The following is a 12,778-nucleotide window of genomic DNA, read 5'->3' on the forward strand; positions in this document are numbered from 1 at the left end:
GGCAACCCGGCGGGCCCGGGCGCGCGGGCCACCCGCGGGCGGGCGCCGATCCCGGGTCAGGCTCGCAGGCGCAAGCCCGACGGCGTCGCCCGGAAACCCGCCTCCCGCAGCACTTCCGCCAGCTCCGAGGTCAGGGCTTGCTCGCCGTCCGCGCGCTGGACGGCCAGCTGGCCCAGCCAGCCCTCGCGGACCGCGGCCGACAGCGCTTGGGCCGCGTCCGACAACGGTTGGCGTTCCTCCGTGAAACTCAGCAGTGATCGGCCTCCTCGCTCGACGTACAGGGCCGGGACCCCGTCCACCAGGACCGCCAGCGCGCCGGCCTTGCGCGCGGGGCGGTGTTTCGTGTCGCCCGTCGCCGCCGGCCAGGGGAGGGCGGCGCCGTAGGGCTGGGCCGGGTCCGCCGCGGCCAGGACCACCGCGCGGCCCGGGGCCGGCCGGCCCGGGCCGGACAGGGCGCGCAAGCGGTCCACCGCGCCCTTCGCCGCGAACTGGGCCGCGCCGAGGCCCTCCACGACGTAGCCGCGGATCACCTGGCCGGTGTCCTCCATGCCGCGCAGGACCTTGTAGATGCCCGAGAACCCGCCGGTGACGCGTTCGGTGTCGAGCGCGCCGCGGGTCAGGACGCCGTGGCGTTCCAGGAACGCTTCCGTGCGAGCGTGGGCCCGCCGGGTCGCGTCGGTTTCGCGCGGCGGGGTCAGCGCCCACCGGCCCGCCACGGTCGGCGGCCCGGACCGCGACGGCATCTGCGGCCGGCCGGCCCGCAACCGCGCGTACCGGCCGCGGGGCGCCTGGCGCCGGGCCTTGTGCGCGCCGTGCCCGGCGACCTGGGCCCGCAGCGGGCCGAGCGTGTCGCCGGTGACGAGCCCCGCCCACACCAGGTCCCACAGCGCCGCCACGACTTCGGCGTCACCCGGTGCCTTCTCCACCAGCACGGTCGCGCGGTCCACCAGCTGCCGGAAGAACAGCGCGCCACCCTCCAAAGTGGACACGATGGCGTCGTGCAGCGGCCCGGTCGGGATGTCCTCGACGACCTCGGGCAGCAGCAGGTCGGCGACGTCCGTGGGAGCGAGGGCGATCCAGCCGTCCCCGCCGGACAGCGCGCCGCAGCCCGCCCACGTGACTTCGCCCGCCGTCGTCAGCTCGTCCAGCAGCGCGGGGGAGTAGCCCGGCAGCCGCCCGGGCAGGATCAGCGACTCCACCGCGCTCGCCGGCAGCGGCGCCCCGGCGAGCTGCTCGACCACCGAAAGCACGTCGTCCGCCGTCGGCGCCGCCCGGACGCGCCCGCCGAACCCGTGCCACGCCGGCAGGAACCGGCCCAGCGCCGCCGGTTCGACCGGCTCGACCTCGGCCCGCAGCTTCGCCAGGGACGCTCGTCGCAGCCGCCGCAGGACCGCCGAATCGCAGTACTCGACCCCTGCCCCGTGGGTGTCCGGATGCCCGACGGGACTCAGCTCGCCGCGCACCAGCCGGCCTTCGCCGGTCATCCGGTCGAGGACGCCGGTGACGACGGCCAGGCCGAGCCCGAACCGCTGGGCCACCGCCGCCGCGGCGAACGGCCCGCGACCGCGGGCGTAGCGCGAGAGGAGGTCGCCGAGCGGGTCCGCGACGGGTTCGGTGAACGCCTCGGGCACGCCCACCGGCAGCGCGGTGCCCAGCGCGTCCCGCACCTTGCCGGAGTCTTCGATGGCCAGGAACCGTTCCGTGCCGCCGATCCGCACCCGGATCGCGCGGCGCGCCGCTTCGAGCTCGGTGAGCCACTCGGCCTGGATCCCGCGCTCGGCGGCCTCCTCGACGGTCAGGTCGCCGAGGAACCGCAACAGGTCCGCGGCGTCTTCGGCCGAGCGCGCGTGCCGGTCGGGTTCGAGCCGCTGCAGCGACCGCTCCACCTCGCGCACGGCTTCCGGGTCGAGCAGTTCGCGGATCGCCTCGGTGCCCAGGAGTTCGGCCAGCAGCGCCGAATCCAGCGACAGCGCCGCCGCCCGCCGCTCGGCCAGCGGCGCGTCCGTCTCGTACAGGAACATCCCGACGTAGCCGAAGAGCAGGCTGCGCGCGAACGGCGACGCGGCCGGCGTCTCGACCTCCACCAGCCGGACCTTGCGGGCCCGGACGTCGGCCATCAGCTCGCGCAGCCCGCTCACGTCGTAGACGTCCTGCAGGACTTCCCGCATCGCCTCCAGGACGACCGGGAACCGCTCGTACTTCGCCGCCACCGAAAGCAGCTGCGACGCGCGTTGCCGTTGCTGCCACAGGGGAGTGCGGCGCCGCGGGTCCCGGCGCGGCAGCAGCAGCGACCGCGCCGCGCACTCCCGGAAGCGCGCGGCGAACACCGCCGAGCCGCCGACCTCCGCGACGATCAGCTGCTCGACCTCCTCGGGATCGAGCAGGATGTCGTCCGCGCCGATCGTGACGTCGCCGCCCTCGGCGTCGAGCGCGTCCGGCAGGCGCAGCACGATGCCGTCGTCGGAGTGCGCCACCTGCGCGTCCACCCCGCGGTTTTCCCGCAACCGCGCGGCGATGGCCAGCGCCCACGGCGCGTTCACCTGCGCGCCGAACGGCGAGTGCAGGATGATCCGCCAGTCGCCCAGCTCGTCGCGGTAGCGCTCCAGCAGGAGCGTCCGGTCGTTCGGCACGTGGCGGGTCGCGGACTTCTGCTCGGTCAGGTAGGCGAGCAGGTTGTCCGACGCCCGCTGGTCGAGACCCGCCGCGGCGGCCCGTTCCCTGGCCTTCTTGTCGTCCGATGTGGATAGTTCGCGGACGAACTTCCCCAGCGCCCGGCCGAGTTCCAGCGGGCGGCCCGGCGCGTCGCCCTTCCAGAACGGCATCCGCGCCGGCTCGCCGGGCGCGGGTACCACGATGACCCGGTCGTGCGTGATGTCGGTGATCCGCCACGACGACGTGCCGAGCAGGATGGTGTCGCCGACGCGCGACTCGTACACCATCTCCTCGTCGAACTCGCCGACGCGCGAACCGGGCTTGTCGTCCGCGCCCGGCGTCATCACGGTGAAGAGGCCGCGGTCCGGAATCGTGCCGCCGGAGGTCACGGCCAGCCGTTGCGAGCCCGGCCGCCCGCGCAGCTCGCCGCTGATCCGGTCCCACGTGATGCGGGCCCGCAGCTCGCCGAACTCCTCGCTCGGGTACCGGCCGGCGAGCATGTCGAGCACCGCGTGCAGCGCGTCGTCCGGCAGCGACGCGAACGGCGCCGCCCGCCGCACCAGCGACGCCAGGTCCGCCACCGTCCACGGCTCCAGCGCCACCATGGCCACGATGTGCTGCGCGAGGACGTCGAGCGGGTTGCGCGGGTAGCGCACGGCTTCGATGGCGCCGCTCGCCATCCGCTCCGCGACCACCGCGCACGAGACGAGGTCGCCGCGGAACTTCGGGAACATCACCCCCGAGGACACCGCGCCGACCTGGTGCCCGGCCCGGCCGACGCGCTGCAGCCCGGACGCCACCGTCGGCGGCGCCTCGATCTGCACCACCAGGTCGACCGCGCCCATGTCGATGCCCAGCTCCAGCGACGACGTCGCCACCACGCAGGGCAGCCGCCCGGACTTGAGGTCTTCCTCGACGTGCGTGCGCTGCTCCCGCGACATCGACCCGTGGTGCGCCCGGGCGATCACCGCCGGCGCACCGGTGCTGACGCCGGACTGCCCGACGGCTTCGGCCGGGAAGGCGTCGGCGGGCGTGAGCTCCGTCTGCTCGGCGGCCAGTTCGTTGAGCCGGGCCGTCATCCGCTCGGTGAGCCGGCGCGAGTTGGCGAAGACGATGGTCGAGCGGTGCTCCCGGATCAGGTGCAGCACCCGTTCCTCGACGGCCGGCCAGATCGACGGCCGCTGCACGGGGTTGCCGGCGATCTCCTCCAGCGTGCCCAGCCCACCGGGCGCAGTGACAACCGGGGCTTCACCCCGGGCCGGGGGCTTCGCCACCCGGACCCCCGAACCGAGGTCGGAGTCACCGGGAGGGAACGCCTCGGTCAGCGACTCGAGCGACTCCAGCGCGTCGAGCGGGCTCGGTGCCGGGCCGCTGCGCGGCGCGTCGAGGTTGCTCATGTCCTCGACCGGGACCTCGACGCGCACCTCGATGGTCTTCGCCAGCTTCGGCTGGACCACCCGCACCGGACGGCCGCCGGCCAGGAACGCGCTCACCTCGTCGACCGGGCGGACGGTCGCCGAGAGCCCGATCCGCTGCGCCGGCTTCGGCAGCAACGAGTCCAGCCGCTCCAGCGAAAGCGCGAGGTGCGCGCCGCGCTTGCCGCCGGCGACCGCGTGCACTTCGTCGACGATCACGGTCTCGACGCCGCGCAGCGACTCCCGCGCCGACGACGTGAGGATGAGGAACAGCGACTCCGGCGTGGTCACCAGGACGTCCGGCGGGGTCTTGTTAAAGGAGCGGCGCTCGGCCGCCGTGGTGTCGCCGGTGCGCATCCCCACTTCGATCTCCGGCACCGGCAGCCCGAGCCGCCGGGTGGCCTGGGAGATGCCGGCCAGGGGCGCGCGCAGGTTCCGCTGGACGTCGACGGCCAGGGCCTTCAGCGGGGAGACGTAGAGGATCCGGCAGCGCTTGGTGGCCTCCGCCGGCGGCGGCTCCACCGAGAGCCGGTCGAGCGCCCAGAGGAACGCCGAGAGCGTCTTGCCGGAGCCGGTCGGCGCGACGACGAGGGCGTGCTCGCCCGCGTGCGCCGCCCGCCAGGCCCCCTCCTGCGCCGCGGTGGGCGCGGCGAAGGCCCCCGCGAACCAGTCGCGGGTCGCGGGGGAGAAGAGGTCGAGCACGTCAGTGGCCACGTCGTCCATGATGCGCGGCACCACCGACAGTTTCCGATCCTCCGGCGAGGATCACGCTGTCGGCGAACTGCGGGAACGCGACGTCGACCGCCGGCCCGTCGGTGATCAGCCGGTAGTCGCGGTCCAGCGGAGCCCAGTACGAAAAAGGGGCCTGGTCCAGCTTGGAGTGGTCGGCGAGCACGTACGCCTCGCCCCCGGCGTGGAGCATCGCGTGCTTGACCACCGACTGTTCCAGTGACGGGCAGCACAGCCCCCGGCCCTCGACCACGCCGTCCGCACCCAGGAACACCCGATCGGGTGAGATGTGCCGCAGCTGTGCCAGCACGCTCTCGCCCAGGATCGCTTCGTCGGGGTGCCGCAGCCGGCCGCCGAGGACGATGAGGTCGATCCCGGCGAACCCGGCCAGCTCGCGGATGGCGTCGACGCCGTTGGTGACCACCGTCAGCCCGTCGCGGTGCGCGAGGTGCCGGGCGAGCCTGCCGGTGGTGGTGCCGGCGTCGAGCAGCACGACCTCGCCGTCCTCGACCAGCGAGGCGGCTTCGCGGGCGATGGTCTCCTTCGCCGCCGCGTGCTCCTGGTCCTTTTCCCGCGGACTGCGTTCGGTGTCGAGCGCGCCGCCGTAGGTGCGGACGACGTGCCCGGCCCCGGCGAGCGAGGCGAGGTCGCGGCGGATCGTCGACTCGGAGACGCCGAACTCCTCGGCGAGCTCCGCGATGCCGCCGGAGCCGTCGCGGACGGCTTCGAGCAGCATCGCGCGCCGGTCACGGGTTCCTGGTCGCGGCTGGGACATGCGCCGAGTCTTCCACGACGGCCGGTTTCAGCCCGAAGAACGCCAGGCCGGCGGCCACGGCGAGGAACGCGGCCAGCACCACGAACCCGGTGGTCGCGCTGCCGGTGACGTCGGTGAGCCAGCCGACCAGGTAGGGCCCGGCGAACCCGCCGAGGTTGCCGAGGGCGTTGATCAGGCCCATCGCCACGGCGACCACTTCGATGCCGAGGATCCGGCTGGGGATCGCCCAGAACGGCCCGTACGGCATGTACACGCCGGTCGCGACGACGCAGAGCAGGACCAGCTGCGCGGCCGCCGGCCAGTGCCCGAGGTTGCCGAGCAGGAGCCCGGCGATGGCGACGAGCAGCGGCACGGTGACCGCGAGCCGCCGGTTGCCGGTCCGGTCGGACCAGTGCGCGCACGCGACCATCCCGGCCAGCGCGAGGACGTACGGCACGGCCGACAGGAACCCGACCGCGGTGGCCGAGCCGCCGGTCATCGTCTTCACCGCCGACGGCAGCCAGAGCGAAAAGCCGTAGAAGCCGGTGATCCAGAAGAAGTAGACGCCGATCAGCAGCAGCACCTGGCGGTTCGCCAGCGCCTGCCGGTAGCCCTGCTTCGCGAACGCGGGCTTCGCGTCTTCTTCGGCCTTCAACGTGCTTTCGAGGTACTTGCGCTCTTCGGCGGAGATCCAGCGGGCCCCGGCCGGCCGGTCGGCCACCGCGAACGACCAGACGACCGCCCACAGCAGCGGCGGCAGGCCCTGGAGCACGAACACCCAGCGCCACGACATGTGGTCGAGCATCAGCCCGGACAGCGGCGACATGACGATCGCCGAGATCGGCAGGCACGTCATCCACAGCGCGTTCGCCCTGGCCCGTTCCGCCTGCGGGAACCACGACGCCAGCAGGATCAGCACCGCGGGCCACACGCCGCCTTCGAACAGCCCCAGCAGCAGCCGCGCCAGGTGCAGCTGCGTTTCGTTCCGCACCAGCCCGCACAGCACCGCCGCGACCGCCCACGCGACCATCAGGATCAGCACCGTCTTGCGGGCGCTCCACTTCACCGCCAGCACGGCCGCCGGGATCTGCAGCACGAGGTAGCCGAGGAAGAAGATGCCGCTCGCCAGCCCCTTCGCGCTCGCGGACAACGGGAAGTCGTCGCCGATGTAGGGCAGGATCACCGCGACGTTCGTGCGGTCGAGGTAGGCCAGCATGTACATGACCACCGCGACCGGGATGACGTACGCCCAGCGCTTGCGGGGGATCACCGGACGCCCGGTGGGTAGATCGCGGGCAGCTTCCGCGCGTACGGCGCCAGTGTCGCCGCGGCCTTGAACGCCGCGACCATCGTGCGGTGCGACGCCCGGCCGGTGCCGGCGATGTCGAACGCCGTGCCGTGGTCGACCGACGTGCGCAGGATCGGCAGGCCGACCGTCACCGAGACCGTGCCGTCGAAGTCGTACGTCTTCGACGCGATGTGCCCCTGGTCGTGGTAGAGCGAGAGCACGCCGTCGAAGCGGCCCTGGATCCCTTGGTGGAACACGGAATCCGCCGGGATCGGGCCGACCACGTCGAGCCCCGCGGCGCGCGCGGCGGCCACCGCGGGCGCGATCGCGACGATCTCCTCGTCGCCGAACTTGCCGTTCTCGCCGCCGTGCGGGTTCAGCGCGGCCACGGCGAGTCTCGGTTTCTCGGTGCCGAACACCTCGAGCGCGGTGTACGCCTCGCGGATCGCGTGCTCGATGTTCTCCCGCGTGATCCGGTTGATCGCTTCGCGCAGCGAAAGGTGCCGGGTGGCGAAGAAGATCTTCAGCCCCGACACCCAGAACATGGTGTTGTACCGGGTCGAGCCGGTCAGCTCGCCGAGCATCTCGGTGTGCCCGAGGTACTGGGAGCCGGCCGCCCAGATCGCCTCCTTGTTGATCGGCGCGGTCACGACCGCGTCGACCTCGCCGGCCAGCGCGAGCCGGGTGGCCACTTCGATCGCGCCGACGGCGGCGGCGCCCGCGGTCGCGTTGACCTCGCCCCACGGCAGGTCTTCGGTGACCACGCCGAGGTTGAGGACGTCGATCACGCCGGTGGTGAAGCGCGCGTCGGCGACCGTGGCGATCGGGTTGACCTCCAGGTGCAGGCCGAGGTGGCGGACCAGGCGTTCCAGCACGATCGCGTCGCCGACCGCGACCCCGCGCGCCAGCTGCAGGGACTCGGGCTCGGCGAGGGTCTTGAGGGTGATCTCCGGGCCGATGCCCACGGGGTCGCCGAGGGTGACGGCGAGGAGGGGGAGGTCGCTCACGGGTTCTTCCTTCCGGTGGCCAGCACGTGGTTCAGGTGTTCCGGGCAAGGGACGGCGGCGTCCCGGCCGCCGATCGACCCGCCCTTGGTGGCGAAGGGCAGCCCGGCGTGCGGACCGCCGGAGAGCCGCCCGGCGACCGCCGGCGGCAGGACTTCGGTGTCGATCTCGAAGCCTTCGGCCCCGAGGGACTTCGTGACCTCGACGGCGATGTCGCCGCCGGAGGCGTAGAGCCCGCCGATCCGGTGCGCGCCGGGCACCAGCCGGCCGCTTCGCCGAGCGCCGGCGGGATCCGCGCCGGGTCGGCCCTCGTGCCCGTGGCGGGGGCGCGCGTGCGGATGCCGGCGACCCGGTGCCCGGCTGCCGGTAGCTGTCCGGCCGCCGCCGCGACGGCCGGTGGATCGGGCCGGCCCGCCTCGACGTCGACGTACCGCGCGTCCGGCACCAGCTCGGTTTCCAGCAGCTGGTCGTGGGTCTGGCCGGTGATGCTGCCGACCACCGCGAGCACCGGCGAGACGGTGCCTTGGCCCGGCGCGAGGCCCGGCGCGAGGCCCGGCGCGAGGCCCGGCGCCGCGGCCAGCCGGACGCCGAAGGGCCCGGAGCCGACGGAGATCCACTTCGTGCCCTCGGCCGCCAGCCGGGCCGCGGCCTTGGCGACGGTGGTGAGGTGCCGGTTCGTCGTGGCGTCGCAGACGACGAGCCCGGCGGGGCACCGCAGGGCCGCTTCGACCGCGTCCACGCCCTCTTCGACGACGTCCAGCGGCAGTTCGGCGAGTTCGCGGCGGGTCGGCCCGAGGAGGGTGCGGACGCGCGAGGACGCGACCGGCGCCAGGGGGTCGCGCGCGGCGGGGCTTTCGGCTTCGGTCTCCACGCCGACGTTGCCGCTCAGCGTCGTGTCCACGCGTTTCACCGTCAGCTCGACCGGCCCGGCGAGCTCGATCGCGCGGCGGACCGCCCGCTCGGCGTGTGACGGCGAAGCGTGCCGGGTACCCAGGTTCACCACCAGCGCGTCGATCCCGCTGTCCGGGCGGAAGCAGGGCGCGTCCGGCTCCAGCGGCGCGTTGACCGAAATCGCGCGCAGTCCGAAGCGGGCGTAGAGCCCTCCGGACGCGTTGCTGCCCGTGAGGTCGTCCCCGAGGACGAGCAGCTGGGGCATCGCAACGCTCCTTTGCGCGGTTCGTGCAACTCGGTTGACCGAACTGCGCAACTATCGTGCCTCGTGATCCACCTCTCCGTCAAGCGGCGGGGGACTTTCGCGGGTCCGCACGTGCGGTGACCGCGCACGTGGCAGCATCACGGCGAACGCCGCCAAGGCGGGTTTTCGTGAAGGGAAGTGCAGTGCGGATCCTGTCGGTGGACCTCGGGACGTCCAACACCGTCGCCGTGCTTTCGGCGCACGGCATGCCGCCCCGGGTCGTCGAGGTGGACGGCTCGGCCAACATGCCGTCGGCGGTCTTCGCCACCGAAGAGGGCACGATCATGGTCGGCCGCGACGCCGAGCGCCGCGCCCGCCTCGACCCGACGCGCTTCGAGCCGAACCCCAAGCGCCGCATCGACGAACAGACCCTGCTGCTCGGCACCGACGTCGTCCCGGTGACCGACGCGCTGGCCGCGATCCTGCGCCGCGTGCTCGAAGAAACCACCCGCCAGCTCGGTGGCGAGCAGCCCGACGAGGTCCGGCTGACCCACCCCGCGCAGTGGGGCCAGACCCGCCGCAACGTCCTGATGTCCGCCGCCCGCCTCGCCGGGATGGGCCAGAACATCCTGCTGGTGCCCGAGCCCGTCGCCGCGGCGGCGCACTTCGCGTCGTTCCCCGGCAAGTCGCTCGCGCCCGGGCAGGCCCTCGCGGTCTACGACCTCGGCGCGGGCACCTTCGACGTCGCCGTCGTCGGCGCCACGCAGAACGGCTTCACCGTGCTCGCCGAGGACGGCCTGCCCGACCTCGGCGGCCTCGACGTCGATCAGGCGCTGATGGTGCACGTCGGGCGCGAGGTCTCGCACTCGGACCCGCAGCGCTGGCAGCGGCTGCTGCGGCCCGAGTCCACCGGCGACCGGCGCACCCGGCGCGCGCTGCAGGAAGACGTGAAGGCGGCCAAGGAGGCGCTGTCGCGGCACCCGCAGACCGAGGTGCCGATGCCCGAGCCGTTCAAGGACGTCCTCGTCACGCGCGGTGAGCTGGAGGGCCTGGTCCGGCCGGCGATGCTGCGCAGCGTCGAGCTGCTGTCGCGGACGCTGCGCTCGTCGGGGCTGAGCCCGGACCGGCTGGCCGGCATCTACCTCGTCGGCGGGTCGAGCCGGCTGCCGCTGGTCGGGGCCATGATCGCGGAGAAGCTCGGCGTCGTGCCGGGCAGCCTGGACCAGCCGGAGACGGCGGTGGCGCTCGGTGCCCAGCACGTCGCCCGCGACGGCATGGGCGCGCGGACGCAGAACGTCGAAGGCGCGGTGGCGGCCGGCGCCGGGCCGCACCGCCCGCAGTACGCACCGCCGCCTCCGCCGCAGCAACAGCAGTACCCGGGGTACGCGAACTTCCCGCCCAGCGGGCCGCAGCCGATGCCGTCGAACTTCCCCGCGTACTCGCCCGCCGCGGCCACCGAGCAGGCCGAGCCGAAGTCCGGCGGCAAGAAGAAGCTGCTCATCGGGATCGCGGCCGCGGTCGTCGTGGTGCTCGCCGCGGGGCTGACCTTCTTCCTGACGTCGTCGTCTTCGGTGCCGACCTACACCGCGGACCAGTGCAGGACGCCGGGTCAGGCGGACGACAAGGGCCTCACCGGCTGCCTGCGCCAGCTCGCCGGGAAGATCGCCGACACCGGCGACTGCAAGGCCGGCATGGGCAACGGCCCGGCGGCGCCGGCGAAGAGCCTCGGCGTGGCCTCGACCTGCTCTGCGCCCGGCCGCGCGGGCACGCAGGTGACCTACGTCCAGGGCGACAGCGCCGACACGCTCAAGGAGTACACCGACGGCCTGCTCACCTCCGCGGGCGGCGACCGCACCGAGGCCGACTGGGGCGGCAACGGGCTCAAGGGCCACTACTCGTCCGCGGCGGGCAAGACGTCGGCGGTGCTCGTGTTCACGGTGTCGGACCGGCCGCTGGTGGGCTTCATCTACCAGCTGAATTCGAACGACCAGGCGGCGGCGACCACACCGGACACGCTGGCCAACTACTTCGAGGCGAGCGTCCAGCCGGGGGAGTAGCCGCCGGCCCGCGACGTCATGAACGAATCGTTCACCTCGCCCGACGCGGTGAAAGGGTCGTCCATGACGTCCGGACGCGGGTCCGGCGCCACTCGCGGTGGCCGGGCGGGGCGGGTGGCGGGCGCGAACGGACCGTTCGTGCCGCCGGGTTAGAGTGGCTTCGATGCGCATCACGGTTTTCCGGCGGCTGATGGCCGAGGAGTTCGGCCCCGGACGGGCCCAGGTACTGGCCAGGGACCACGTCATCAGCGGGCTCGGCGGGCGCACCGTCGACCAGGCGCTGACCGCGGGGATCCCGGCGAAAGAGGTCTGGCGAGAGGTCTGCGACGCCTTCGATGTCCCCTTCGAACGGCGCTGACCTGCGCGGATCCGCCCGGGTCCGGACCCGGGCGGGCGAAAACCCTAGCGCAAGGGTGTGTCGCTGCCGACCTCGAACACGTGTTCGTCTATCGTGTTGTCCACATCGGGTCCAGCGATCCACAGATTGGGCGCCGCGCCTGGAATTGTCGGTCCCCGCCGCTAGCGTCGGACCGGACAGTTGAAGAACCGACACAGAGCCCTCGAGACGGGGGGCTTCGACCAGCGAGGTGGACTTCCATGCCTGCAGCACCCGACAAGGACAAGGCGCTCGAGCTCGCGCTCGCGCAGATCGACAAGCAGTACGGCAAGGGCTCGGTCATGCGGCTCGGCCAGGACGGCCGCGCGCCCGTCTCCGTGATCCCGACCGGTGCGATCGCCCTCGACGTCGCGCTCGGCATCGGCGGGCTGCCCCGCGGCCGCGTGGTCGAGATCTACGGCCCGGAGTCCTCCGGTAAGACGACGGTCGCCCTGCACGCGGTGGCCAACGCGCAGCGCGCCGGCGGCATCGCGGCGTTCATCGACGCGGAGCACGCGCTGGACCCGGAGTACGCCAAGAAGCTCGGCGTCGACACCGACGCGCTGCTCGTCTCGCAGCCGGACACCGGTGAGCAGGCGCTCGAGATCGCGGACATGCTGATCCGCTCCGGCGCGCTCGACATCCTGGTCATCGACTCCGTGGCCGCGCTCGTGCCGCGCGCCGAGATCGAGGGCGAGATGGGTGACTCGCACGTCGGTCTCCAGGCCCGCCTGATGAGCCAGGCGCTGCGCAAGATGACCGGTGCGATGAACAACTCCGGCACCACCGCGATCTTCATCAACCAGCTGCGCGAGAAGATCGGCGTCATGTTCGGCTCCCCGGAGACCACGACCGGTGGTAAGGCGCTGAAGTTCTACGCGTCGGTCCGGCTCGACGTGCGCCGCATCGAGACGCTCAAGGACGGCGGCGAGCCGGTCGGCAACCGCACCCGCGTCAAGGTCGTGAAGAACAAGATGGCCCCGCCCTTCAAGCAGGCCGAGTTCGACATCCTGTACGGCCACGGCGTCTCCCGCGAGGGTTCGCTCATCGACATGGGTGTCGACCAGGCGATCCTGCGCAAGTCCGGCGCCTGGTACACCTACGAGGGCGACCAGCTCGGCCAGGGCAAGGAGAACGCGCGGAAGTTCCTGCGCGACAACCCGGACATCGCCAACGAGATCGAGAAGCGCATCAAGGAGAAGCTGGGCATCGGCGCACAGGTCGACGCCGAGGCCGTCGAAGCTGTTCCGGCGCCGGTCGACTTCTGATCGAAGGAGTTCCAGGGTTTCGGGATCGGGCGAAGTGTGCTCGCGGAAGGCACTCGCCCCCTGGACCCCCGGCGTGGGCGCGTTGTGTGGTGACGCCTGG

Annotated in this window: 8 protein-coding genes and 1 pseudogene; 3 read left to right on the top strand and 6 right to left on the bottom strand. The window is 73.1% G+C overall.

Going from position 1 to position 12,778, the window contains the following annotated elements; genetic code table 11:
- Positions 1-56: 56 nt before the first annotated feature.
- The 6 genes and pseudogenes from AB0B33_RS03930 to AB0B33_RS03955 form a co-directional block, all read right to left on the bottom strand.
- Positions 57-4,790 carry a DEAD/DEAH box helicase gene (locus AB0B33_RS03930; RefSeq protein ID WP_360767423.1) on the bottom strand — a complete coding sequence of 1,578 codons (4,734 nt, stop codon included), beginning with the start codon at positions 4,788-4,790 and terminating at the stop codon, positions 57-59.
- On the bottom strand, positions 4,771-5,571 hold the full coding sequence (locus AB0B33_RS03935; protein ID WP_360766523.1) for a DeoR/GlpR family DNA-binding transcription regulator: 801 nt from the start codon (positions 5,569-5,571) through the stop codon (positions 4,771-4,773). The genes AB0B33_RS03930 and AB0B33_RS03935 overlap by 20 nt, the downstream gene beginning before the upstream one ends.
- Entirely contained in the window at positions 5,543-6,820 is a 1,278-nt protein-coding gene (locus AB0B33_RS03940) for an MFS transporter (protein ID WP_360766526.1), read from the bottom strand. The genes AB0B33_RS03935 and AB0B33_RS03940 overlap by 29 nt, the downstream gene beginning before the upstream one ends.
- On the bottom strand, positions 6,817-7,845 hold the full coding sequence (gene pdxA, locus AB0B33_RS03945; protein WP_360766529.1) for a 4-hydroxythreonine-4-phosphate dehydrogenase PdxA: 1,029 nt from the start codon (positions 7,843-7,845) through the stop codon (positions 6,817-6,819). The genes AB0B33_RS03940 and pdxA overlap by 4 nt, the downstream gene beginning before the upstream one ends.
- Positions 7,842-8,555, bottom strand: coding sequence for a nucleotide-binding domain containing protein (locus AB0B33_RS03950; protein ID WP_360767426.1), 714 nt, complete (start codon positions 8,553-8,555; stop codon positions 7,842-7,844). The genes pdxA and AB0B33_RS03950 overlap by 4 nt, the downstream gene beginning before the upstream one ends.
- Positions 8,489-8,998, bottom strand: a pseudogene (locus tag AB0B33_RS03955) (four-carbon acid sugar kinase family protein); the annotation flags it as partial. The gene AB0B33_RS03950 and the pseudogene AB0B33_RS03955, both read right to left, overlap by 67 nt.
- Before the next feature lie 182 nt (positions 8,999-9,180).
- On the opposite strand from AB0B33_RS03955, the gene AB0B33_RS03960 reads away from it, so the two are divergent.
- From AB0B33_RS03960 to recA, 3 genes are all read left to right on the top strand, one after another.
- Positions 9,181-11,034 (top strand): Hsp70 family protein, encoded by a 1,854-nt coding sequence (locus AB0B33_RS03960; RefSeq protein WP_247025226.1) that lies wholly within the window; start codon positions 9,181-9,183, stop codon positions 11,032-11,034.
- A 163-nt stretch (positions 11,035-11,197) separates the two neighbouring features.
- Entirely contained in the window at positions 11,198-11,392 is a 195-nt protein-coding gene (locus AB0B33_RS03965) for a DUF3046 domain-containing protein (protein WP_247012294.1), read from the top strand.
- 239 nt (positions 11,393-11,631) lie between these two features.
- Positions 11,632-12,678: a recombinase RecA gene (recA, locus tag AB0B33_RS03970; protein ID WP_247012292.1), complete on the top strand. Its 1,047-nt coding sequence runs from the start codon at positions 11,632-11,634 to the stop codon at positions 12,676-12,678.
- The last annotated feature ends 100 nt before the right edge of the window (positions 12,679-12,778 follow it).

It is taken from the genome of Amycolatopsis sp. NPDC049159 (assembly GCF_040648295.1).
GTDB classification, from domain to species: Bacteria; Actinomycetota; Actinomycetes; order Mycobacteriales; family Pseudonocardiaceae; genus Amycolatopsis; species Amycolatopsis pretoriensis_A.